Source organism: Duganella sp. CF517 (genome assembly GCF_900110275.1).
In the GTDB taxonomy this organism is placed as follows: Bacteria; Pseudomonadota; Gammaproteobacteria; order Burkholderiales; family Burkholderiaceae_D; genus Rugamonas.
In genome coordinates this window covers 80146-103549 of the sequence record NZ_FODC01000002.1, presented here as the reverse complement: position 1 = coordinate 103549, position 23404 = coordinate 80146, and the positions used below count along the sequence as shown (strand labels likewise).

At 67.7% G+C, this 23404-nt stretch carries 19 protein-coding genes; 13 read left to right on the top strand and 6 right to left on the bottom strand.

What is annotated here, in order from left to right:
- Positions 1–148: 148 nt before the first annotated feature.
- The 8 genes from BMX85_RS07560 (at position 149) to xrtB (ending at position 11046) form a co-directional block, all read left to right on the top strand.
- Entirely contained in the window at positions 149–2056 is a 1908-nt protein-coding gene (locus BMX85_RS07560; RefSeq protein WP_090315455.1) for an ATP-binding cassette domain-containing protein, read from the top strand.
- Positions 2057–2406: 350 nt separating this feature from the next.
- Positions 2407–3582, top strand: coding sequence for an XrtB/PEP-CTERM-associated polysaccharide biosynthesis outer membrane protein EpsL (gene epsL / locus BMX85_RS07555; RefSeq protein ID WP_177196686.1), 1176 nt, complete (start codon positions 2407–2409; stop codon positions 3580–3582).
- Positions 3583–3587: 5 nt separating this feature from the next.
- A complete protein-coding gene (locus BMX85_RS07550; protein WP_090315449.1) occupies positions 3588–4967 on the top strand; it encodes an undecaprenyl-phosphate glucose phosphotransferase in 1380 nt (459 codons plus the stop codon).
- Positions 4968–5177: 210 nt separating this feature from the next.
- Positions 5178–6146 (top strand): EpsD family peptidyl-prolyl cis-trans isomerase, encoded by a 969-nt coding sequence (locus tag BMX85_RS07545; protein ID WP_229210339.1) that lies wholly within the window; start codon positions 5178–5180, stop codon positions 6144–6146.
- A gap of 46 nt (positions 6147–6192) precedes the next feature.
- Positions 6193–6981 carry a polysaccharide export protein EpsE gene (epsE, locus tag BMX85_RS07540; protein WP_090315448.1) on the top strand — a complete coding sequence of 263 codons (789 nt, stop codon included), beginning with the start codon at positions 6193–6195 and terminating at the stop codon, positions 6979–6981.
- Positions 6982–7053: 72 nt separating this feature from the next.
- On the top strand, positions 7054–8463 hold the full coding sequence (epsF, locus tag BMX85_RS07535; protein WP_177196685.1) for a chain length determinant protein EpsF: 1410 nt from the start codon (positions 7054–7056) through the stop codon (positions 8461–8463).
- Between the two features lie 41 nt (positions 8464–8504).
- Positions 8505–9410: a chain length determinant protein tyrosine kinase EpsG gene (gene epsG, locus BMX85_RS07530; protein ID WP_090315446.1), complete on the top strand. Its 906-nt coding sequence runs from the start codon at positions 8505–8507 to the stop codon at positions 9408–9410.
- A gap of 13 nt (positions 9411–9423) precedes the next feature.
- A complete protein-coding gene (gene xrtB, locus BMX85_RS07525; protein WP_229210338.1) occupies positions 9424–11046 on the top strand; it encodes an exosortase B in 1623 nt (540 codons plus the stop codon).
- An 87-nt stretch (positions 11047–11133) separates the two neighbouring features.
- On the opposite strand, the gene BMX85_RS07520 is transcribed toward xrtB, so the two are convergent.
- The 5 genes from BMX85_RS07520 to BMX85_RS07500 form a co-directional block, all read right to left on the bottom strand.
- The gene (locus BMX85_RS07520) at positions 11134–11346 is read right to left on the bottom strand and encodes a hypothetical protein (protein WP_090315442.1); all 213 of its coding nucleotides are present in this window, start codon (positions 11344–11346) and stop codon (positions 11134–11136) included.
- Positions 11347–11364: 18 nt separating this feature from the next.
- Positions 11365–12231 carry a glycosyltransferase gene (locus BMX85_RS07515; protein ID WP_090315439.1) on the bottom strand — a complete coding sequence of 289 codons (867 nt, stop codon included), beginning with the start codon at positions 12229–12231 and terminating at the stop codon, positions 11365–11367.
- Between the two features lie 75 nt (positions 12232–12306).
- Positions 12307–13737 carry an MOP flippase family protein gene (locus BMX85_RS07510; RefSeq protein ID WP_177196684.1) on the bottom strand — a complete coding sequence of 477 codons (1431 nt, stop codon included), beginning with the start codon at positions 13735–13737 and terminating at the stop codon, positions 12307–12309.
- Positions 13737–14609 carry a glycosyltransferase family 2 protein gene (locus tag BMX85_RS07505; RefSeq protein WP_143067922.1) on the bottom strand — a complete coding sequence of 291 codons (873 nt, stop codon included), beginning with the start codon at positions 14607–14609 and terminating at the stop codon, positions 13737–13739. Before BMX85_RS07505 ends, BMX85_RS07510 begins: the two co-directional genes overlap by 1 nt.
- A 12-nt stretch (positions 14610–14621) precedes the next feature.
- Complete coding sequence (locus tag BMX85_RS07500) at positions 14622–15995, bottom strand: UDP-glucose dehydrogenase family protein (RefSeq protein WP_090315433.1); 1374 nt, start codon at positions 15993–15995, stop codon at positions 14622–14624.
- A gap of 389 nt (positions 15996–16384) precedes the next feature.
- On the opposite strand from BMX85_RS07500, the gene BMX85_RS07495 reads away from it, so the two are divergent.
- The 5 genes from BMX85_RS07495 to BMX85_RS07475 are packed head-to-tail and all read left to right on the top strand — an operon-like array spanning position 16385 to position 22272.
- Positions 16385–17431, top strand: a complete 1047-nt coding sequence (locus tag BMX85_RS07495) for a glycosyltransferase (RefSeq protein WP_229210404.1) — start codon at positions 16385–16387, stop codon at positions 17429–17431.
- 49 nt (positions 17432–17480) lie between these two features.
- On the top strand, positions 17481–18962 hold the full coding sequence (locus BMX85_RS07490; protein WP_090315431.1) for an O-antigen ligase family protein: 1482 nt from the start codon (positions 17481–17483) through the stop codon (positions 18960–18962).
- 9 nt (positions 18963–18971) lie between these two features.
- Positions 18972–20072, top strand: coding sequence for an acyltransferase family protein (locus BMX85_RS07485; protein ID WP_090315429.1), 1101 nt, complete (start codon positions 18972–18974; stop codon positions 20070–20072).
- 30 nt (positions 20073–20102) lie between these two features.
- Entirely contained in the window at positions 20103–21311 is a 1209-nt protein-coding gene (locus BMX85_RS07480; RefSeq protein ID WP_090315427.1) for a glycosyltransferase family 4 protein, read from the top strand.
- 52 nt (positions 21312–21363) lie between these two features.
- Entirely contained in the window at positions 21364–22272 is a 909-nt protein-coding gene (locus tag BMX85_RS07475) for a beta-1,6-N-acetylglucosaminyltransferase (RefSeq protein ID WP_143067921.1), read from the top strand.
- Positions 22273–22399: 127 nt separating this feature from the next.
- Here the strand turns inward: BMX85_RS07475 and galE are convergent, their stop codons facing one another.
- Entirely contained in the window at positions 22400–23404 is a 1005-nt protein-coding gene (gene galE / locus BMX85_RS07470) for a UDP-glucose 4-epimerase GalE (RefSeq protein ID WP_090315423.1), read from the bottom strand.

The following is a 23404-nucleotide window of genomic DNA, read 5'->3' as shown; positions in this document are numbered from 1 at the left end:
CGGTTTGCAATTTTGTGTTGCTTCGCCGCGAATCCGGCTTGGCAAAGGAATATGGCACCTTCACGCCCACTGTCGGTACAATGCACGTTTCTTCCATCTAATGACGTCGGGCCCGCCCGCGGCGCGTCGCCAACACACTCTACTCACTATGGCTGTCATCTCTCTTTCTTCGGCGCAACTCGCGTTCGGACACGTCGCGCTGCTCGATCACGCGGAATTTTCATTGGAGGCCGGCGAGCGCGTCGGCCTGATCGGCCGCAACGGCACCGGCAAGTCGTCGCTGCTGAAGGTGATCTCGGGCCGCTTCAAGCTCGACGACGGCTTGCTGGTGATGCAGCAAAACTTGCAGATCGCCTATGTCGAGCAGGAGCCGGTGTTCGATCCGGAGATGAACGTGCATGACGCCGTCGCCGCCGGCATGGGCGAGCTGCCGGCGCTGCTGAAGGAATACGACGCGCTGACCGGCCAGTTCGGCCAGGGCAACGACGACGCCGTCATGGAACGCATGCACGACATCCAGGTCAAGCTCGACGCCGGCGACGCCTGGAACCTGTCGAACAAGGTCGAAACCGTGCTCGACAAGCTGAACCTGACCGGCGACATGCTGATGAAGACACTCTCCGGCGGCATGCAGAAGCGCGTCGCGCTGGCGCGCGCGCTGGTGTCGGCGCCGGACGTGCTGCTGCTCGACGAACCGACCAACCACCTCGATTTCAGCTCCATCCTGTGGCTCGAAGGCCTGCTGCGCGACTTCAAGGGCAGCGTGCTGTTCATCACCCACGACCGCTCCTTCCTCGACAACGTCGCCACCCGCATCATCGAATTGGACCGCGGCCGCCTGCTGTCCTACCCGGGCAACTTCACCACCTACCAAAGCCGCAAGGCCGAGCAGCTGGAGAACGAGGAAGTCGAAAACGCCAAGTTCGACAAGTTCCTGGCGCAGGAGGAGGTGTGGATACGCAAGGGCGTCAAGGCGCGCCGCGTGCGCGACGAGGGCCGCGTGCGCCGCCTCGAGGCGCTGCGCCTGCAGCGCTCGGCGCGCCGCGAGCAGCAGGGCCAGGTCAAGCTGGAGGTCGGTTCGAGCGAGCGCTCGGGCAAGATCGTCGCCGAGCTGGAAAACGTCAGCAAGCGCTTCGGCGAGCGCGTCATCGTTGACAACTTCACCGGCACCATCCTGCGCGGCGACAAGGTCGGCCTGATCGGCGCCAACGGCGCCGGCAAGACCACCATGCTCAAGATGATCCTGGGCGAGCTGGCGCCGGACGGCGGCAGCGCGCGCCTGGGCACCAAGCTGCAGGTGGCGTATTTCGACCAGATGCGCACCCAGCTCAACGAGGAGGCCAGCCTGATCGAAACCATCTCGCCGGGCAGCGACTGGGTCGAGGTCAACGGCCAGCGCAAGCACTCGATGAGCTACCTGAACGACTTCCTGTTCTCGCCGGAACGCTCGCGCTCGCCCGTCAAGTCGCTGTCCGGCGGCGAGCGCAACCGCCTGCTGCTGGCGCGCCTGTTCGCCAAGCCGGCCAACTGCCTGGTGCTCGACGAACCGACCAACGACCTCGACATCGACACCCTCGAACTGCTGGAAGAGTTGCTCGAGGAATACACGGGCACCGTGTTCCTGGTCAGCCATGACCGCACCTTCCTCGACAACGTCGTCACCCAGGTCATCGTCGCCGAGGGGCAGGGCCAGTGGCGCGAGTTCGTCGGCGGCTACAGCGACTGGGAGCGGGTGCGCGACACCGTGGTGGCCACGCCCAAGGCCAAGCCGGCGGCGGGCGCGAAGCCGGCCGAGCCGGTCTCGACGATGGCGGCGCCGGCCGCCAAGGCCAAAAAGCTCAGCTTCAAGGAGCAGCGCGAGCTCGACGAGCTGCCCAAGCTGATCGCCGCGCTCGAGGACGAGCAGAGCGCGCTGGCGCTGCAGCTGTCGGACCCGGATTTCTACAAGAAAAACGCGGCCGAGGCCAAGCGGGTCAACACCCGCGTCGAGCAGATCGAGGGCGAACTGCTGGCCGCGCTGGAGAAGTGGGAAGAGATCGAGGCGCGGCAGCGATAATCCCCGTCGGCGCGTAAAAATGTTGCGGTGCGGTATAGACACTCCGGGTTGCTTCAAATATAATTTTACGGCGCCGGTCTCCCGCCGCCGATGCAGAAAATGTAATGTGTGGAAGTCTTGTTATCATGGTGATATGATTCAGCGTCGCCGTCACGGCCCCGCTTCCGTCCTGTGTCGGCTGGGCTGTTTCACGGGGTTTTCCACAGTGCGCCACGCAGGCGTGCACTCTCTAGGACTAAGAGCAAAAAAATGTTGAGATCGCATAAAAGAACATCCTGGTTGTTTCCCCTGACGGCGCGGACGGCACTGTGGGCGTAAGACGCGCTCCCGGCGCCGGGAAACTCATCGCGTTGCCGCTCATTATCAGCGGCCTGTTCGCCCCCGCGGCGCGGGCGCAGATCAGCGACACCATCCATCCGTACGTGTCGGCCGGCTATGCGTACGACGACAATTTGCTGCGGCGTGACAATACCAACAATGCCGACGCGGCCCAGTCCGACACCTACACCACGCTGATCGCCGGCGTGGCGCTGGAGCGCCCGATCGGGCGCCAGCGGGTGACCGCCTCGGCGCGCGCCAGCAAGGTCGCGTTCAACCGTTTCACCGAACTCGACTATACGGGCAAGGACGCCGCCGCCGAATGGAAATGGCAAGTGGGCAACCAGCTCAGCGGCCACCTCGGCGCCAGCTACAGCGAGTCGCTGGCCTCGTTCGCCGACTTCCAGAGTACCGCGCGCAACATCCGCACCGACAACAAGCGCTACGTCGACGCCAACTACCTGTTGCACCCGTCGTGGCAGGTGCACGCCGGCTACACCAACGAGCGCTTCGGCTTCGACCTGCCGTCGCAAAGTTATAACAACCGCACCGAGAAGACCGTCGAAACGGGCTTCGATTACATCGCCAGCAGCGGCAGCACCTTCGGCCTGGTGTTCCGCCAGCTCGAGGGCGTCTACCCGACGCAGGGCCTCAACCAGGTCACCGGCCTGCCGGTCGACAACGGCTACAAGCAGGACGAGGTCAAGTTCAACGTCAACTGGATCGCCAGCGGCGTGACCCAGGTCACCTTCCTGGGCGGCTGGGTCAATCGGCGCCACAACACCGAGAAGCTGCGCGACGACAGCGGCGCCAACGGCCGCCTGATCGTCAACTGGTCGCCGCTGGGCCACACCCAGTTCAACGGCATGATCTGGCGCGAGTTCGGCGCCGCCGAAGGCACGCTGGTCAACAGCGCGCTGAGCACCGGCGCCAGCGCCGGCGCCTCGTGGTCGCCGACGGCCAAGCTGAGCTACAACGCCAACGTCAAATACGAAAAGCGCGATTTCGAGCCGCTGAGCGGCGTCTCCGGCCTGGGCGGGCTGACCGACAATTCGCGCACCGCGTCGGTCGGCGTGACGTACCAGGCCTGGCGCCAGGTCAGCCTCAATCTGAACGGCTTCACCACCCGCCGCGACGGCAGCGCCGCGGCGGCGACCTCGAGCTTCCGCGCCAAAGGCGTCTCTTTCAACGCCACCGTGAAGTTTTAAGCGTCATGACGGTCAACGAGAGTCCCCTGATCACCTTTTTCGAGCGTGTCGTCGATCCCCTGATCATCATGGGGATGTTGTATTTGTGCACGATCGCGCTCGGCGCCAGCTTCACCGGGTATTCGCTGGTGCTGACGATCATCGCGTTCTTCGTCGCCTCGTCGGTCTACAAGTATATCGATCCCTACCGCAGCTGGCACACCGGTGGGCGCTGGGCCGCCGCGCGCGACCTGGTGCTCGGCTGGCTGCTGACGGTGGTGCTGCTGACGCTGATCGGCTACGCCAGCGGCATGGTGCCGCACTACGACCGCACCGTGGTGCTGGTGTGGATGGTGGCCACGCCGGTGGCCATGCTGCTGTGCCACCTGGCGGCGCACCGGCTCGGCGCCGACCCGCGCCGTGGCCAGCTGAGCTCGGTGGTGATCGTCGGCGCCAACGATGTCAGCGTCAAGTTCGCCGCCACCATCGGCCGCCTGCCCAACCTGTTGATGAACGTGCACGGCTACTTCGACGACCGCGGCCCGGAGCGCCGGGTCGACGGCGTGGCCCATCCGATGCTGGGCAAGATGTCCGACATCGCCGCCTACGTGCGCCAGCACCAGATCAAGATGATCTTCATCAGCCAGCCGATCTCGGCCCAGCCGCGCATCCGCCAGCTGCTCGACGAGCTCGAGGACACCACGGCGTCGGTCTACTTCCTGCCCGACATCTATGTGTTCGACCTGATGCAGGCGCGCTTCGGCAGCGTCGGCGGCATGCCGGTGATCGGCATCCGCGAGTCGCCGTTCACCGGCGTCAACAGCATCGTCAAGCGCTGCAGCGACATCGTGCTGGCGCTGGCGATCCAGATCCTGTTGATCCCGGTGATGGTGGTCATCGCGCTGGCCGTCAAGCTGTCCTCGCCCGGGCCGATCATCTTCCCGCAGCGGCGCTACGGCCTCAACGGCGAGGAGATCATCGTCTACAAGTTCCGCTCGATGACGGTGACCGAGAACGGCGACAAGGTGGTGCAGGCCAAGAAGGGCGACAGCCGCATCACCCGGGTCGGCGGCTTCCTGCGCCGCAGCTCGCTCGACGAACTGCCGCAGTTCTTCAACGTGCTGCAGGGGCGCATGAGCATCGTCGGGCCGCGCCCGCACGCGGTCGCCCACAACGAGCAGTACCGCAAGCTGATCAAGGGCTACATGTTGCGCCACAAGGTCAAGCCGGGCATCACCGGCTGGGCCCAGGTCAACGGCCTGCGCGGCGAGACCGAAACGCTCGACAAGATGGAGGCGCGCATCGAGTACGATCTGGACTACCTGCGCAACTGGTCGCTGTGGCTCGATCTGTGGATTATCGTGCGCACGGTGCTGGTGGTGGCCAAGCGCGAGAACGCGCATTGACGGCGCGGCGGAAGGTCCGCCAAGGCGCCGTCGCCGAAGGAAGACGAATTGAAATGCTGCATTGCGATATTTGTGCCACAATCCGGGTCGGAGGTTGCATTTAATGCATAGCCTTTATAATATTGACAATCGTTTGAGTGGCACGCATACTTTGCCCCCACGCCGGTCGCAGCCGTTGACCGCCGCCACACGTGACTGAGGAAGACTATCTTGAACCATACACAATTTGACGGCGTCACGCGACGCCACGGTCTGCGCCGCGTCGGCGGCGGCGCGCTGGCGCTGCTGCTGGTGGCCGGCTTGGCCGCCTGCGGGAAGAGCGACACCAAATCCGGCCAGGCGCTGGTCAAGGTCGGCGGCGAGGAGATCACCGCGCTGCAACTGAACGAGGAACTGGCGCGCTCGGGCGTGCCGGGCGCCCAGCAACAGCAGGCCCGTCCGCAGATCCTGGCGTCGCTGGTCGACCGCCAGCTGCTGATCAACGAGGCCGTCAAGGACAAGACCGACCGCGACCCCAAGGTGGTGCAGGCGATCGAGCGCGCCAAGTCGCTGATCCTGGCCCAAGCCTACCTGCAAAAGAAGGTCGGCACGCCGGCCAAGCCGACCCGGGACGAGGTCAAGGAGTACTTCGACAAGCATCCGGCGCTGTTCTCCCAGCGTAAGACGATCGACATGCGCCAGTTGGTGTTGCCGACGGCCGACCTGAACGACGGTCTCAAGAAGGAGATCGACGACGCCAAGACGCTGGACGACGTCGCCGCCTTGCTCGACCGCAAGAACGTCAAGTACGCCCGCAACCAGATCTCGCGCAGCTACGCCGATCTGGCACCGGCGTTGGGCGACAAGCTGCTGTCGCTGCCCAAGGGCCAGCTGTTCATCATCCGCGAGGGCGAGCGCAGCACCGTGGTGACCATCACCGACGTGCGCGACACGCCGGTCGAGCTGGCCGCGTCGACGGCGCAGATCGAGCAATACCTGATGAACACCCGCGGCAAGGAGGCGGCCGCGGCCGAACTGGCGCGCTTGCGCGCGGCCACCAAGGTCGAGTATGTCAACAAGGCCGACGAGCCGGCCGCGGCCGGCACCCCCGGTGCGCCGGCGGCCCCGGCGGCCCCGGCCGCGGCGGGCACGCCCGCGCACGACGACGCCGCCGCCCGCGGCGTGGCAGGACTCAAATAACGGGGCGGCCCGTCGGGCCGCCCACCGCACACACGGAGAACATACTATGAAACGACTCGTATTTTGGATGATGGCGTCGCTGCTGGCGCTAACCCTGGGCACGGCCGGCGCGGCCGAGCTGTTGCTCGGACCCGGCGACGTGGTCAAGGTCTCGGTCTACAACAACCCCGACCTGACCACCGAGACGCGCGTGAGCGCGTCCGGCTTCATCACCTTCCCGCTGGTCGGCCAGGTGGCCGTGGCCGGCCTGCCGACGGCGGCGGCCGAAAAGAAACTGGCGCAACTGCTGGTGTCGGGCGGCTTCGTCAAGAACCCGCAGGTCAACATGATCGTCACCGTGCTGCAAAGCCAGCAGGTGTCGGTACTGGGCCAGGTGGGCCGTCCGGGCCGCTATCCGCTGGACGGCAGCCGTAGCGTGCTCGACGTGCTGGCGCTGGCCGGCGGCGTCGGTGCCGAGGGCGGCGACACCGTCACCGTGCTGCGCACCCGCAACGGCACCACCACCAAGGACGTCATCGACGTCGCCGAACTGGTTCGCACCAGCAACATGAAGGCCGACCTCGACCTCAGCGGCAACGACGTCGTCTACGTCGAGCGCGCGCCGCGCTTCTACATTTACGGCGAAGTGCAGCGGCCGGGCATGTTCCGCATCGAACGCTCGATGACGGTGCTGCAGGCGCTCGCCGCCGGCGGCGGCCTGACCCCGCGCGGCACCGAGCGCGGCCTGCGCATCAAGCGCCGCGACGCCGAAGGCAAACTGCAGATCCTCGAAGCCAAGTACGACGATCTGGTGCAGAACGACGACGTGCTGTACGTGCGCGAAAGCCTGTTCTGATGACGTGGGCCGGTGCGGCCCTCCGGCCCGCCAGCCGTTGCGGCGTTCGATCGATTCTTTAGAAAGACAATCATGAATTTCACCCATTTGCTCCTGGCGCTGCGCGCCCGCTACAAGATCTTGCTGCTGATCCTGGCCGTCACCGTCGCCGCCACCGTGGTCATCAGCCTGATGCTGCCCAAGGTCTACCGGGCCAGCACCGCGCTGGTGCTCAACACCAAGGGCGTCGATCCGGTCACCGGCATGAGCCTGCCGGTGCAGATGATGTCCGGCTACGTCGTCACCCAGGCCGACATCATCCGCAGCAAGAGCGTCGCGCTCAAGGTGGTCGACAACCTGCGCCTGGCCGACAGTCCGGCCGTGCAGCAGCAGTTCGCCGACGCCGTCAAGGGCAACACCGACGTCACCATCAAGGAATGGCTGGCCAACCTGTTGCTGGCCAAGGTCGACATCGAGCCCTCGCGCGATTCGAGCGTGCTGACGATTAACTTCCAGGGCGCCGATCCGAAGTTCGTCGCCGCCGTGGCCAACGCCTTCGCCGAAGCCTACATGCAGTTTTCCGTGCAACTGAAGACCGATCCGGCGCAGCAGGCCTCCGGCTTCATCAACACCCAGATCAAGCTGCTGCGCGAGCAGTACGAGGTGGCCCAGAGCCGCCTGTCGAAATACCAGAAGGATAACAACATCTACAACGCCGACACCCGCGTCGACGTCGAGATGGCGCGCCTGAACGAACTGTCGAGCCAATTGGTGCAGGCCCAGGGCCAGACCATGGAGGCGCAATCGCGCTCGCGCCAGGCCACCGGCGGCGCCGAGAGCTCGCCCGACGTGCTCAACAACGGTCTGATCCAGGGCTTGAAGTCGTCGCTGGCGCTGGCCGAGGCCAAGCTGGCCGACACCTCGGCGCGCCTGGCGCCGAACCACCCGCAGTACATCTCGGCCAAGTCCGAGGTCGACAAACTGCGTTCGAGCCTGAACGACCAGATCCGCATCGCCTCGAGCGGCGTGGCCGGCACCAGCACCATCTTCAAGCAGCGCGAGGGCGAACTGCGCGCCGCGCTGGCCGCGCAAAAAGCGCGCGTGCTGGAGATGAACGGCGCGCGCGACGAGTTCGTCGTGCTCAGCAACGAGGCCGACAACGCCCGCCGCTCGTACGAGTCGGCCATGGCGCGCTACAACGCCACCAACCTCGAGGGCCAGTCCAAGCAGTCCGACATCGCCGTGCTGTCGACCGCCAACACGCCGGGCTCGCCGTCGTCGCCGCGCCTGATGGTCAACCTGGCGCTGTCGCTGGTGATCGGCACCATCCTCGGCGCCGGCGCCGTGCTGCTGCTCGAAATGCTCGACCAGCGGGTGCGCTCGGCCGCCCACATGGCCGACGCCTTCGGCCTGCCGGTGCTGGGCGTGATCGCCACGCCGCGCGCGGCCAAGCGCGTGCTGCGCCGCAACCGCCCGGCCGCGCCGATGGCCCAGCTGCAGTAACCGACCCGCACGCGGACCACTGACATACACGGAGCACCAACATGAATTCCAATTCCACCGTCCCATCCTACCCGGCGCCGGAGCTGCGCGACAAGCCGCCGGCGGCGTCCGTGCCGGACCGCTCGATCGGTGCCATCCTGATCAAACAGGGGCGCCTGTCGGTGGCCGACGCCGAAAAGGTGATGCGCCACCAGGTCGAGCACAACGTGCGCTTCGGCGACGCCGCGCTCGCGCTCGGCGTGCTCAGCACGGCCGACATCGAGTTCGCGCTGTCGCGCCAGTACGACTATCCGTACCTGCTGCGCGGCGAAAGCGCCATCAGCGAGACCGTGGTGGCCGCCTATGAACCGTTCACCGCCCGCGTCGAATCGCTGCGGGCGCTGCGCAACCAGCTGATGTGGCGCTGGTTCGAGACCGGCGACGAGCGCCGCGCGCTGGCCGTGACCGGCGCCGAGCGCGGCGACGGCCGCAGCTTCCTGGCCGCCAACCTGGCGGTGGTGTTCTCGCAGCAGGGCCAGCGCACGTTGCTGATCGACGCCGACATGCGCCACCCGAGCCAGCACGCGCTGTTCGGCCTGGAGAACCGGGTCGGCCTGTCGTCGGTGCTGTCGGACCGCAACGGCGTCGAGGCGGTGCAACGGGTGCCGGCGCTGCTGGACCTGTCGGTGCTGACGGCCGGCGCGCCGCCGCCGAACCCGTCCGAATTGCTGGGCCGCCCGGCGATGGGCAAGCTGCTGCGCGAGCTGGCGCCGCAGTTCGACGTGATCCTGATCGACACCCCGGCCGGCAGCGAATGCTCGGACGCGCAAATGGTGGCCGGCCGCGCCGGCGCCGCGGTGGTCGTCACCCGCCAGGACGCCTCGCGCATCAACGAGGTGCATAACCTGATCGGCGCCCTGGGCGAAGCCCGCGTGCACGTCGTCGGCACCGTGCTCAACAACTTCTAACGCGATGGATACCATGGCCACCCAACCAGTCGGCACGGCGCGCGCGGCGCTGGCTCCCTCGATCCTGCTGCTGGTCGGACTGGGCGTGGTGTATCTGCCGACGTTCTGGGACCTGTTCCACGGCGCCTGGAGTTCGGACCGCAACGCCCACGGCCCGATCGTCATGACCGTCGCCTTCGGCTTCCTGTATTTCCGCATGCGCCAGCTGCTGTCGCAGCAGCGCTTCGAGCGCAACCCGGCGCCGCTGGCCGGCGCCGCCGCGCTGCTGGTCGGCCTGGTGTCCTATGTGCTGGGCCGCTCGCAGGGCGTGCTGCTGTTCGAGGTCGGCTCGCTGCTGTTCGTGCTCAGCGGCGTGCTGATCGCCTTCTACGGCGTGCGCACCTGGTCGCGCATGTGGTTCGCCTTCTTCTTCATGCTGTTCATGATCCCGCTGCCGGCCTCGATCGTCGACGTGCTGACGTTGCCGATGAAAATCGGCGTCTCGTACGCCACCGAGCACCTGCTGTACTGGTTCGGCTACCCGATCGCCCGCAGCGGCGTGATCCTCACCATCGGCCAGTACCAGTTGCTGGTGGCCGACGCCTGCGCCGGCCTGAACTCGCTGTTCACGCTCGAGGCGCTGGGCCTGCTGTACATGAACCTGGTGCGCCACCCGTCGGTGGTGCGCAACGTCGTGCTGGCGGTGCTGATCGTGCCGATCTCGTTCACCGCCAACACCTTGCGCATCATGTTCCTGTCGCTGATCACCTACCACCTCGGCGACGCCGCCGGCCAGGGCTTCCTGCACGGCTTCTCCGGGCTGGTGCTGTTCCTGTCGGCGCTGCTGCTGATCATCGGCGTCGACAGCGCGCTGAGCTGGCTGGTGCGCAACCGCACCAAGCGCGACGACGACGAACAGGCCGGCCTGCAACTGCCGGCCGTGGCGGCCGGCGCCTGGAGCAAGCTGACCCACGTGGCGCTGCGCCCGGCGCTGGCGATGCTGGTGGCCATGGTCGCCACCGTCGGCCTGGCGCACGCGCTGACCCCGACCCTCGAGGCGGCCGCCGGCGGCACGCCGCTGGCCAACAGCGTGCCGACCCGCTTCGGCGACTGGACCGAGGTGCCCAACGCCGGCGCCCAGGCCGAGCTGTCGACCGCCGAGGACGGCGGACGCAGCCTCGAGCAGCCGTACGACGACGTGCTGATGCGCACCTATGTCAACCGCGACGGCGTGCAGGTGATGCTGGCGCTGGCCTATGCCAAGGAACAGCGCCAGGACGTCAAGCTGCACCTGCCGGAGATTTGCTACCCGGCCCAGGGCTACAAGGTGATCTCGCTGAGCCCGGCGAGCCTGGCGGTGACGCCGGCCGGCGCGCTGCCCGGCAAGCACATGGTCGCGTCCAGCCAAAACCGGCTCGAGGCGGTGACCTACTGGACCCGCATCAGCGACGCCTACCCGCAGGGCGGCTTCGACATGCGCATGAAGATCTTCCGCGACGGCCTGGCGGGCAAGGTCGCCGACGGCATCCTGGTGCGGGCGTCGACCCTGGTGCGCGACCAGAGCGAGACCAAGGCGGCCTACGCGATGCAGCAGGACTTCCTGCGCCAGCTGGTGGCGGCCAACGACCCGCGCGGCCACGCGCTGGTGGCGCGCTAAGGCGTGTTAAGGCGCGTTAAGGCGCGTTAAGGCGCGTTAAGGCGCGCCGGCGCTGTCGGCGGCGCGGCCGGGGGAAAGCAATGCCGTTCAGTCCAGACTGAACGGCATTTTTTTTTGGGGGATGGCCGACATCAGCCGATGCGCGCGGCCGGCGTGCCATGTTGGATGGGGGTTGCTGGGGCGCGCCGGCGCCGGTTGCGGGGCGCCGTGCGGGCCGCCGGCGACGCGGGCGGCCCGCACGGCCGGCATCGCCGGCTCGATCGGCGCGTTGCCCGCGGCGGCGGGCGGCGCCGCGGGCACGGCGAGGTCCGCCGTGGATCAGGTCAACGTGCCGGCCATCGTCGGTTTGAATTTGCGCCGGCGCAGCTGCGTGAACGCGTAGCCGCGCGTGGCCGGGTCGCCCGCCATCACCAGCAAATCGCCCAGGGTCAGCGTGATCTGCGGATACGCCCCCAGCGAGTGAAGCAAACCGGGCAGGGCGCCTTGCCCGTTGCCGTGCTTGGCGTAGAACAGCCGCGCCGCCTGCACGATCTTGTCGCCCGACTTGAGCGTGATGCGCTCGAACTCGTGCGAGATGTCCATCACATAGCTGTTGGCGCCGATGTTGTGCGCCGGGCCGCCGTGCGCCACCAGCCGCACCCACATTTCCCAATCCTGCCAGGCCGGCATGGCCGCGTCGAAGCCGCCGGCGCCGCGCAGCAGCGCCGGCGTGGTGAACACCTGGTTGCCGATGGCGTTGTCGCGCACGATACGCTCCATGGTGACCACCGGGTCGGTGTTGCCGAGGTTGACGCTGGGGCCATGGTCGAAGATGCGGCGGTCGAACAGGCACGAGAAGCGTTCGCCGGCGGCCGTGCGCCGTTCCCAATGGGCCACGAAGGTGGCCAGGCGGTGCGGCAGGAACAGGTCGTCGTCGTCGAGTCCGGTGATGAACTCGCCGTGCGCCACCGCGATCGCCTGGTTGCGCGCCGCGCAGGCGCCGACCGAGGTGTCGTTGTGGATCAGCTGGACGTTGTGGCGCCCCTGCAGGCTGCGCACGTAGTCGCAGGTGCCGTCGGTGGCGCCGTCGGATACGACGATGAGTTCGACGTCGGTGTGGGTCTGGCCGAGCACCGAATGGACCGCGCGCCGCAGCAGCGTCTCGCGGTTCTTGGTGGGGATGTAGATGGAAACGAGTTTGCCCATGGGACGACGGAACTCCAGTAGATAGATAGCGGATGAGGCGGGAACGGCGGCGGCCGCGGACGGCGCCGCCGGCGCCTAGCTGGACAGGCCCAGCATTTTTTTACAATCCTGCACCAGCGCCTTCGAGAACAGCAGCGTCAGCCCGCCGTACACGGCCGCGCCCAGCACGGCGATGACGACCAGCTGCAGCTCGGGACCGGCCTGACGCGCCAGCAGCCATTGCAGGGCCGGATAGATCGCCGCCACCATCAGCAGCGCGAACAGCGGCGGTTGCCAGATCGCGCGCGCCAGGGCGCCCATGTCGCTGTGCAGCTGGCGGGTGGCGTAATAGAAGTGCGGCAAGCCGTTGAGCACGTTGGCGGCGAGGTAGCAGATCGCCACCCCTTCGATGCCCCAGTGCACGCCGATGAAGAAGCTGCCCACCTGCAGGATCGAGCCGAGCAGGCCGAGCCGCATCATCAGGTCGGTGCGCCCGGTCGACATGAACACGGTGCCGGTGGTGGTGATGAGCGACTGGATGAAGCCGACCGGCGCCAGCCAGGCCAGCACCACCGGCACGGTGCCCCATTTGGGGCCGAGCGCGACGGTGACGAACGGTTCGCGCAGCACCCACAGGCCGGCCATCATCGGCGCCGTCATGGTGGCGATCAGGCGCAGCGCGCGCAGGTACAGCAGCGCCATCTGCGGGCGGTCGTTCTGCTGGCGGCTCATGACGGGGAACAGCGCCCGCCCGGCCACCGCGCTCATGCTTTGCAGCGGGAACATCATCAGCTTGTAGGCCTGGGCGTAGATGCCCAGCTGCACCTGGCCGAGCACGCGGCCGATGACCAGGCTGTCGGCGTTGCGGGCGAAAAAGTTGATGAAACTAAAGCCGGTCAGGTTGCCGCTGAAGCCCCACAGCGACTTGAACTCGGCCATGCTCCAGATTTTTCTCGGGCGCCAGTCGTTGGCCAGCCACAGCTGGATCGACGACACGGCTGCCGCCACCACGGTCTGCCACACCAGCGCGTAGACGCCGAAGCCGGCGTAGGCCAGCAGCACCGCCACCAGCAGGCCCGACAGCGCCGACACCAGCTCGACCCGCGCCAGCGTGCGGAAGCCGGAGCGGCGCTCCAGCAGCGCCTGGTGCACCGCGCTGGCGCTGGTGACGGGGAAGGCCAGCGCGAGCAGGCACAGCACCGGCGCCAGGCGGTCGGTGCGGAAATACGTGGCCGCGAACGGGGCGGCCGCGCACAGCACCAGGGCCAGCAGCGCGCCCATGCCGACGTTGAGCCAGAACACGGTGTTGGTGGTGTGTTCGCTGAGGTCCTCCTTTTGCACGATGGCGGCGGCGGTGCCCATGTCGCGCAGCAGGTAGGCGAAGTTCATGGCCACGGTGGCCATGGCCAGCAGGCCGTACTCGGCGGGGGGGAGCAGGCGCGACAGGATGACCAGCGACACCAGTTGCAGCACGATACGTGCCGCTTGCGCCAGCGTCAGCCAGCGCGCGTTCGACATGGCGGACATCAGGCGGTGCTTCTTTCATTGGTGAAACCGTAGGCCGCGATCATGGCCCGGATTTGTTCGTCGTTGTAATTGGCGCCGACGTTGTCGAGCCACAGCGCCACCTCCTGGGAACCGTCCCAGCAATAAATCTCGTGGCGGGCGTCGGCGCGGCGGAACGTGGCGCCGCGGTCGCGCGCCATCCACCAGAACCAGATGTCGTCGCCGCGCGGGCACAGCCGCGTGAAGGCGTCGACGTCGAGCACCTCGGGGCCGAACAGGCCGGCCGGATACAAGGTGCCGCCGATGCCGGTGGGGAAGTTGAGCCGGCTCGATTCGCGGTTGCCGGACTCGAATTCCCACTGCGTGTACGGCAGCGGCAGGCCGGCGCCGTCCAGGCGCATGCGGTGCATGCGGTGGCAGATGACCTCGAGCTTGCCGGGCACCTGCATCTCGGTGAGCTGGCGCAGCCAGTCGCGCCAGTAGTAGACGTCGTCGTCGGCGGTGACGATGGCGCGCCGCTCGCCCTGTTGCAGCAGCGGGATCATCTTCTTGTACGAGCGGGTGTCGTCGCAGGCCTCGATCTCGAGGCCGGCCGCGCGCAGCGCCGTCACCGCCGGCGGCAGCCGGTCCATGTCGCCGTGGGCGATCCACAACACCACCCGCGCCGGCGCCTGCGACTGCGACAGCAGCGACTTGAGCGTCAGGTGCAGCGTGGCGAAGCGCGGCGGATAGGAGGTCAGCGAGACGACCACGCCGGCGCCGCCGTCGGCGCCGCGGCGGGCGTCATAGTGCCGCCCGTACGCGAGCCAGTCGCGTTCGAGCAGGATGAAACGGCGCAGGTTCGCCGCGCGCTGGCGCAGCCGGCGCGCTTTGTTCATCAACCAATTGGTCATCGGCCGCCGCCCTTAGCCGGCGTGCTTGCCGGCGCGGCCGATCGCGTGGTATTCCACCCCGGCCCGGTGCATCGCGCCCGGTTCGTACAGGTTGCGGCCGTCGAAGATCAGCGGCTGCGTCAGCGCGGCCTTGAGCGCGGCGAAGTCGGGGCTCTTGAACGCCTTCCACTCGGTCATGATGATCAGCGCGTCGGCGCCGGCCACCGCGTTCATCGGCGCGTCGCTGTACGACAGCTGGCGCTGTCCGGCCGGCAGGTCGGCCAGGTCGAGCTCGAAGGCGTGGCGCGCCTCCTCCATCGACACCGGGTCGAACGCGACCACCTTGGCGCCGCGCTTGAGCAGCTCCTTGACCATCACGCGGCTCGGCGCGGCGCGCATGTCGTCGGTGTTGGGCTTGAACGCCAGGCCCCACATGGCGAAGGTCTTGCCGCTCAGGTCCTCGCCCAGGCGGGCGACGATCTTGCCCAACAGGATTTGTTTTTGCTGGTTGTTGACCGATTCGACCGCGTGCAGGATTTCCAGGTGCTGGCCGAACTCGCTGGCGCTGCGCACCAGCGCCTGCACGTCTTTCGGGAAGCACGAACCGCCGTAGCCGGTGCCGGCGTACAGGAACGAGAAGCCGATGCGCGGATCCGAGCCGATGCCCTTGCGCACGTTTTCAATGTCGACGTCGAGCTTGTCGGCCAGGTTGGCCAGCTCGTTCATGAACGAGATGCGGGTGGCCAGCATGGCGTTGGCGGCGTACTTGGTGAACTCGGCCGAGCGCACGTCCATGTACAGGATGCGTTCGTGGTTGCGGTTGAGCGGGGCGTACAGTTCGCGCATCTTGTCGCGCGCCTGCTGGCCGGCGGCGTCGGTGTCGGCGCCGATGACGATGCGGTCCGGACGCATGAAGTCGTCGACGGCCGCGCCTTCCTTGAGGAACTCGGGGTTCGACACCACGGTCACGCCGACGTCGGCGCCGCGGGCGGCCAGTTCCTCGGCGATGGCCGCGCGCACCTTCTCGCCGGTGCCCACCGGCACCGTCGACTTGTCGACGACGACCTTGAAGGACGTCATGTGGCGGCCGATGTTGCGCGCCGCGGCGACCACGTACTGCAGGTCGGCCGAGCCGTCCTCGTCGGGCGGGGTGCCGACCGCGATGAATTGGATGTCGCCGTGGGCGACGCTGGCGGCGACGTCGGTGGAGAAGGTCAGGCGGCCGGCGGCGCGGTTGCGCTCGATGATTTCCTTCAGGCCCGGCTCGTAGATCGGCACGCCGCCGTTGTTGAGGATGTCGATCTTGCGCGCATCGACATCGAGGCAGAACACCGAGTTGCCCAACTCGGCCAGGCAGGCGCCCGTCACCAGGCCCACATAACCCGATCCGATCACAGTAATATTCATTCGCGTTCCTTTTTTGTTCGACTAGCAGTTCAACCGTGCGGCGGGCGTCCGCGCCATGTTCTGTCGCGCAAGGAGGCGTCGCCGGTCCGTATTCTCATGATATGCTTCAGTGCAGCATTGTTGGGAATTTTACACGTTATCGCCGGGAAAATCGCATTATTTTTCCAATCGAACACGTTATGAATGCCCTTGAGAATTTTTGTGCCGCACCGCAGCATCGACTAGGCCTTGATTTTTTCGCATGTTAGAATGGCGCAGGCCGGGCAGGGATATATCCGTCCGGCAATGAACACGCGGCCCCGCCGCGCCCCCCCGCCGCGCCGCCGGCGGGGTTTGATGAACGTGTACGCAGGAGCTTGCAATTGGCGAAGATAGATATCTTGTTGCCCGTGAAAAACGGTGTCGACTTTCTGGCGGAGTCGCTCGACAGCGTGCGCGCGCAAACCTTCCAGGACTGGCGCCTGCTGGTGCTCGACCACGGCTCGACCGACGGCAGCCGCGAGATGGCCGAGGACTACCAGCGGCGCGATCCGCGCATCGAGGTGCACACGCTGCCCGAGGCCAACGGGCTGTCGGGCCTGCTTAACTGCGGGCTGGACCTGGCCGACGCCGAGTTCATCGTGCGCCACGACGCCGACGACGTCTGCTTCCCCGACCGCTTCGCCGTGCAGCTGGCCGCCTTCGCCGCGCAACCCGGCATCGTCGCCATCGGCGGCCAGGCCGACGTCATCGACGCGGCCGGCGCCGCCATCGGCGTCATGAGCATGCCGATCGGCACCGCCCGCGTGGCCGCCGCCAGCCTGTTCCGCAATCCGATCGCCCACCCGACGGCCATGCTGCGCCTGGCCGGGGTGCGCGAGATGGGCGTGCGCTACGGCATCGACGTGCTCAAGGTGCTGCCCGAGCACCAGCGCATCGAGGTGCCCAACCTGGCCGAGGACTATTTCCTGTTCGGCCAGCTGGCCATCGTCGGCAAGTGCGCCAACGTGCCGCAAAAGCTGATCCGCTACCGTTGGCACGGCAACAATGTCAGCGCCACCCGCTTCATGGACCAGATGGAGGTGTCGCTGCAGGTGTCGCGCTTCCTGGCGCGCTCGTTCTGCGCGCTGCACGGCCTGCCGTATTTCGATCCGGCGCCGTTCTGCAACCACGGCGGCATCCTGATGGACGTCGACGGCCGCAGCAATTTCGACGCCGAGTTCGCCGCGATGGCGGCCACGCTGCGCCAGGGCCTGGGCCAGTCCGCCGAGCTCGAGCGCGAGCTGGTGTACCGCAAGGCCATCGCCACCCGCGGCGAGGCGCGCCTGCTGTGGCGGTTCAACCGCTTCCGCCACGCCCACACGCCCGAGACGGGCGAATGGAACGCCGTGCGCTCCTGGCTGATCCGCCGTTTCCCCGGCAAGCGCAACATGCGCGTGGCCGCGCAACCGGCCTGAGCAAGATCCGCGCGGGCGACCGCGCCGCATTTATTTTGATAGGTATCCTATGGCAGTCTCGCTCAAATGGCCCGCTTTCAGTTCGTTTAAAGCGCCCGACATCGTAAAAAACCCGCTGCGCCCGGTCTATCTGCTCGGCGCGCTGTTGTTGCTGGTGGCGGTGGTGCTGGGCGCGGCCACGCCCCTGCTGGTCAACCTGATGGGCGCCAGCCCGGGCAAGCTGGTGGCGCTGCCGGCGGCCATGCTGTTCGGCCTGCTGATCATCTACGACCGCAAGCTGACCTTGCTGATGATTGTGCTGCTGCGCGCCAGCGGCGACAACGTGCTCGAGCTGACCCGCTTTTCGATCGGCAGCTATCCGCTGGGCATCGGCGGCGTCATCAACGGCATGGTCATCGTGCTGGCCATGATGCTGGTGTTCGAAAAGCCGGCCCTGGTGCCGCGGCGCGGCTACACCGCCTGGGCGCCGTTCCTGCTGGTGACGCTGTTCGGCGTGGCCACCTCGCCGGAAAAGGGCGAGGCGGCGCGGCTGTTCCTGACCCAGGTGTCCTACTTCGCCATGTTCATCGGCGGCTACTTCTGCGTGCGCACGCGCGAGGATTTCCGCGCCTGCCTCAAGCTGGTGCTGTGGTCTTCCGCCATCCCCGTACTCTACAGCTTCTACATCCTGGCCTACGTCAAGCTGGCCGTCGGCGGCGAGTTCCGCATGCGCGGCACGTTCGGCCATCCCAACGTCATGGCGTTCTACCTGACCGTCATCATCGGCGTGGCGTTCTACCTGCTCAAGACGTTGCCGGCGAAGGCGCCGACGCGGGTCAAGGTGTGCATGACGCTGTACCTGGTCGTGTTGCTGGGCATGCTGCTGCTGACCAAGACCCGCAGCGCCTGGACCGCCGCGGCGCTCGCCTTCGGCCTGTACGCGCTGATCTTCGAGCGGCGCTACCTGATCTACATGGCGGTGCTCGGCGCGCTGGCGCTGATGATCCCGGGCGTGGGCGACCGCCTCACCGAGCTGGGCGAGGGCAACAAGGTCACCATCTACGCCAACCTGAACTCGTTCGCCTGGCGCGTCTACCTGTGGGAGACGGCGATCGGCTACATGCAGCCGATCAGCTTTGTCATCGGCAACGGCCTGCAATCGTTCACCAAATATTCAATCGTGTTCTTCCCGTTCGCCGGCAAGACCAACTACGGCGCCCACAGCGTGTATGTGCAGCTGCTGTTCGAACTGGGCGTGTTCGGCCTGGCCGCGTTCGGCTGGCTGGCCTATTCGCTGTTGCGGCAGCTGGCGCCGGTGCTCAAGGTCGACAAGCTGGCCGGCTTCTCGCTCATCGTCATGGTCGTCAACCTGCTGGTGTGCTCGATCAGCGACAATATGTTCTATTACCTGTCGTACAACTGGTATCTGTGGTTCGCCGTCGGCGCCGGTTGCGCGCTGTACCGGCTGCCGCCGGCCGCCGCCGCCGCCGCGCCGGGCCGTCCCGGCGTGCCCGCCGCCGTCCCGGCGCCGCCGGCCCGTCCACTGTACTGAGCCGGCGCCATGGCAAGCCTCCCACTCCCGCCCGCGGCCGTGCCGCCGGCGCATCCGGCCCATCTGTCCGTGCTCGACGGATGGCGCGGCATCAGCATCCTGTTCGTGCTGGCGGCCCACCTGCTGCCGCTCGGCCCGCACCACTACATGCTCAACTACAGCACCGGCATCCTCGGCATGGTGATCTTCTTCAACCTGTCCGGTTTCCTCATCACCTCCTTCCTGATCAAGGACCAGCGCGTGGTCGGCTTCCTGATCCGGCGCTTCGCCCGGGTGCTGCCGCTGGCCTGGCTCTACATGTTCGTCGCGCTGATCGCCAGCGGCGCGCCGCTGGCGATCTGGGCGTCGCACTACCTGTTTTACGCCAACTTCCCGCCCGGCGACGGCCGCTTCAACCTGCTGCTGCCGATGACCGAGCACCTATGGAGCCTGTGCATGGAGATGCAGTTCTATGTCGGCGTGGCGTTGCTGGTGTGGGTGCTGCGCGCGCGCGGCCTGCTGTTGCTGCCGTTGCTGGCGCTCGGCTTCACCGGGCTGCGCGTGTGGGACATCGTCACCGCCTCGTCGGTCAGCTATTACCGCATCGACGAAATCCTGGCCGGTTGCACGCTGGCGCTGGCCTACCACGGCAAGCTCGGCGCCAACGCCCGCGGCTGGCTGGCGCGCGTGCCGCAGCTGCCGGTGCTGGTGCTGCTGGCGTGGTCGTGCATGCCCCAGGGCCAGTGGCTCAACTACCTGCGTCCCTACCTGGCCGCGCTGCTGGTCGGCGCCACGCTGGTGCGTCCCGACGCCACGCTGGGCCGGGCGCTGCACGGGCAGCCGCTGGTGTTCGTCGCCGGCATCTCCTACGCCCTGTACGTGATCCATCCGCTGCTCACCCATACCTGGCTGGGCGACGGCGACGGCGACGTGCTGGTCAAGTACGCCAAGCGCCCGCTGCTGTTCCTGGTGCTGTTCGTGCTGGCCTGGCTGTCGACCAAATACTACGAGGCCTGGTTCATGGCGGCCGGGCGCCGCTGGGCCGATCGGTTCGGCGGCCGCCGGGCGCCGTCGCCGGCCGTCCCCGGCCAGCCGGCCAAGGCCGACGATGCCACCCTTTCCCAGCCCTAAAGCGCTTCGCCGCGCATACCAGTGAGCTTCATGAAAATAGCGTATCTCATCAATCAGTACCCCAAGGTCAGCCACAGTTTCATCCGCCGCGAGATCCTCGCGCTCGAACGCCAGGGCTTCGACGTGCAGCGCATCGCGCTGCGCGGCTGGGCCGACCATCTGGTCGACGCCGAGGACCTGCGCGAGCGTGAAAAAACCCGCTACCTGCTGCGCGACGGCGCGCTGGCGCTGGCGCTGTCGACCCTGGGCGTGATGGTCAAGGCGCCGGGGCGCTTCTTCGGCGCGCTGGGGCTGGCGCTGCGCATGGCGCGCCGCGCCGACCGCCCTTGGCCGCTGCACCTGATCTACCTGGCCGAGGCCTGCCGCATGCTCGGCTGGCTGCGGGCGTCGGGCGCGCGCCACCTGCACGCGCACTTCGGCACCAACCCGGCCGAGGTGGCCATGCTGGCGCGCGCGCTGGGCGGGCCGGCCTACAGTTTCACCGTGCACGGGCCGGAGGAGTTCGACAAGCCCGAGTTCCTGCACATCAAGGAAAAAATCGCCCGCTCGGCCTTTGTCGTGGCCATCAGCAGCTTCGGCCGCAGCCAGCTGTTCCGCTGGATTCCGTACACCGAGTGGCCGAAGGTGGAGATCGTCCACTGCGGCCTGGAGCCGGTGTTCCACGCCGGCCCGGCGGTGCCGCCGCCGGCCGCGCCGCGGCTGGTGTGCGTCGGCCGCCTGTGCGAGCAAAAGGGCCAGCAGCTGCTGGTGCGCGCGGTGGCGCAGCTGGCCGCGCGCGGCGTGGCGGTCGAGCTGGTGCTGGCCGGCGACGGCGAGATGCGCGCCGAGATCGAGACGCTGGTGGCGCGCCACCAATTGCAACACGCGGTGCGCATCACCGGCTGGATCAGCAGCGACCAGGTGCGCGAGGAGATGCTGGCCGCGCGCGCGCTGGCCCTGCCGAGCTTTGCCGAGGGCTTGCCGGTGGTGGTGATGGAGGCGATGGCGCTGCGCCGTCCGGTGCTGACGACCTATGTGGCCGGCATTCCCGAGCTGGTGCGCGACGGCGTCGAGGGCTGGCTGATCCCGGCCGGCGACGTCGACCTGCTGGCCGCCGCGCTCGAACGCGCGCTGGCCACGCCGCTCGACGAACTGGCCGCGATGGGCGAGCGGGCCCACGCGCGCGCGCTGGCGCGCCATTCGATCGATACCGAGGCCGCCAAGCTGGGCGCGCTGATCAAGGCCCTCCCGCAGCGGTGAGCGCTTTACCGCCGCGGCGACCCCGCCGCCGGCAAACCAAGGAGTGTTGGCGATGAAAATAGCGTACCTGATCCAGGCGCACAACAATGTGGCCCAGCTGGCGCGCTTGCTGGCCGCGCTCGACGGGCCCGACGTGTCGTTCTTCGTGCACATCGACAAGAAGGTCGATAGCGCCCCGTTCGCCCATCTGGCCGCGCCCAACGTGGCGCTGGTCGAACCGCGCGTGGCCGTCTACTGGGGCGACTTCAGCCAGGTCGAGGCGACCTTGGTGCTGATCGCGGCGGCGCTGGCCAGCCCGGCCGGCGCGACGCGGCTGGTGTTCCTCAGCGGCGCCGATTTCCCGATCCGTTCGCGCGCCGAGATCGGGCGCTTCTTCGCCGAGCGCCCGCAAGCGGAGTTCATCAACACCGTGGCGATGCCGGCCGACGCCATGGGCAAGCCGATCTCGCGCCTGACGCGCTACCATCCGCGCCCGAGCGCGCCGCGCCTGCTGCGCGGCCTGCAAAAGGCGATGCTGCGCGTGGGGCTGCTGCCGCGCGAGCGCGACTACCGCCAGCACCTCGACGGGTTGCAGCCGTACGGCGGCTCGAGCTGGTGGGCGTTGACGCGCGCCACCTGCGAACACATCCTTCGGTTCGTCGAGCAAAAACCGGCGGTGGTGGAATTCTTCAAGCACACCGGGTGTCCGGACGAGTCGTTCTTCCAGACCATCGTCTGCAACACCGACGCCGCCGCCCGCGTGGTGCCCAACCTGACCTACACGGTGTGGGCGCCCGGCGCGGCCAGTCCGGAATATATGTCGGAGAAACACTTGCCGATCCTGCGCGAGGCCGCGCGCACGCGCACCACGACGTCGTTTGGGGAAACCGACATCCTATTCGCGCGCAAGTTTTCCGATCAACAGGCCGACGTGGTGGCGCAGTTGACGCGCCAGATCGCGCAGGACCAGGGGCCGGTCTAAAGGCCGGTCGGGCGGCGCCAGGCGCCGCGGTATCGGGGCGCCCGGCGGCAAGCGCCGCATTATCGGGGCGCCCGGCGGCAGCGCCGCATTATCGGGGCGCCCGGCGGCAAGCGCCGGGCGGTGCCGTTCAGGACGCCAGCAGGCCGCTCTGCCAGCGCCAGGCGTCGGCGCACATCTGGTCGACGCCGCGCGTGGCTTTCCAGCCCAGCTCGCGCTCGGCCAGATCGGTCGCCGCGTAGCACACCGCGATGTCGCCGGGACGGCGGGCGTTGATGGCGTAGGGGATCGGTTTGCCGCACGCCTTCTCGAACGCGCGCACCATGTCGAGCACGCTGCTGGCGGCGCCGGTGCCCAGGTTGTAGGTCAGCACGCCGGGGCCGGCGGCCAGTTTCTCGAGCGCGCGCAGATGGCCCACGGCCAGGTCGACCACATGGATGTAGTCGCGCATGCCGGTGCCGTCGGGGGTCGGGTAATCGTCGCCGAACACGGCCAGCCGCTCGCGCCGGCCGTCGGCCACCTGGGCGATGAACGGCAACAGGTTGTTGGGGATGCCGCGCGGGTTCTCGCCGATCCGGCCGCTCTCATGGGCGCCCACCGGGTTGAAATAGCGCAGCAGCGCGATGCCCCAGTCGGGCGCGGCGCGGGCGTGGTCGCGCAGGATGTTCTCGATCATCAGCTTGGAGCCGCCGTAGGGATTGGTGGTGCGCAGCGGCGAGTCCTCGGTGATCGGCACCGTGTCCGGGTCGCCGTAGACGGTGGCCGAGGAACTGAACAGCAGCCGCTTGACGCCGAACTCGGCCATCGTCTGCAGCAGCACGATGCTGCCGTAGACGTTGACGTCGTAGTAGCGCAGCGGTTGCGCCACCGATTCGCCGACCGCCTTCAGGCCGGCGAAGTGGATCACGGCGTCGAAGCGCTGGGCGCCGAACACGGCCGCCATGGCGGCGCGGTCGCGGATGTCGGCTTCGACGAAGCCGGGCGCGCGTCCGCCCAGCTCGGTGATGCGCTCGACCACGCCGGCCTCGCTGTTGGACAGGTCGTCGACGATGACCACGTCGTGGCCGGCGTTGAGCAGTTCGACGCAGGTGTGGGAGCCTATGTAGCCGGCGCCGCCGGTGACCAAAACTTTCAT

Bases quoted from the DNA above. Each gene is read 5' to 3' on its own strand.
- BMX85_RS07560 (WP_090315455.1), top strand. From the start codon at position 149: ATGGCTGTCATCTCTCTTTCTTCGGCGCAACTCGCGTTCGGACACGTC.
- BMX85_RS07550 (WP_090315449.1), top strand. From the start codon at position 3,588: ATGACGGTCAACGAGAGTCCCCTGATCACCTTTTTCGAGCGTGTCGTC.
- epsE (WP_090315448.1), top strand. From the start codon at position 6,193: ATGAAACGACTCGTATTTTGGATGATGGCGTCGCTGCTGGCGCTAACC.
- epsF (WP_177196685.1), top strand. From the start codon at position 7,054: ATGAATTTCACCCATTTGCTCCTGGCGCTGCGCGCCCGCTACAAGATC.
- epsG (WP_090315446.1), top strand. From the start codon at position 8,505: ATGAATTCCAATTCCACCGTCCCATCCTACCCGGCGCCGGAGCTGCGC.
- xrtB (WP_229210338.1), top strand. From the start codon at position 9,424: ATGGCCACCCAACCAGTCGGCACGGCGCGCGCGGCGCTGGCTCCCTCG.
- BMX85_RS07515 (WP_090315439.1), bottom strand. From the start codon at position 12,231: ATGGGCAAACTCGTTTCCATCTACATCCCCACCAAGAACCGCGAGACG.
- BMX85_RS07510 (WP_177196684.1), bottom strand. From the start codon at position 13,737: ATGTCCGCCATGTCGAACGCGCGCTGGCTGACGCTGGCGCAAGCGGCA.
- BMX85_RS07505 (WP_143067922.1), bottom strand. From the start codon at position 14,609: ATGACCAATTGGTTGATGAACAAAGCGCGCCGGCTGCGCCAGCGCGCG.
- BMX85_RS07500 (WP_090315433.1), bottom strand. From the start codon at position 15,995: ATGAATATTACTGTGATCGGATCGGGTTATGTGGGCCTGGTGACGGGC.
- BMX85_RS07490 (WP_090315431.1), top strand. From the start codon at position 17,481: ATGGCAGTCTCGCTCAAATGGCCCGCTTTCAGTTCGTTTAAAGCGCCC.
- BMX85_RS07485 (WP_090315429.1), top strand. From the start codon at position 18,972: ATGGCAAGCCTCCCACTCCCGCCCGCGGCCGTGCCGCCGGCGCATCCG.
- BMX85_RS07480 (WP_090315427.1), top strand. From the start codon at position 20,103: ATGAAAATAGCGTATCTCATCAATCAGTACCCCAAGGTCAGCCACAGT.
- BMX85_RS07475 (WP_143067921.1), top strand. From the start codon at position 21,364: ATGAAAATAGCGTACCTGATCCAGGCGCACAACAATGTGGCCCAGCTG.
- galE (WP_090315423.1), bottom strand. From the start codon at position 23,404: ATGAAAGTTTTGGTCACCGGCGGCGCCGGCTACATAGGCTCCCACACC.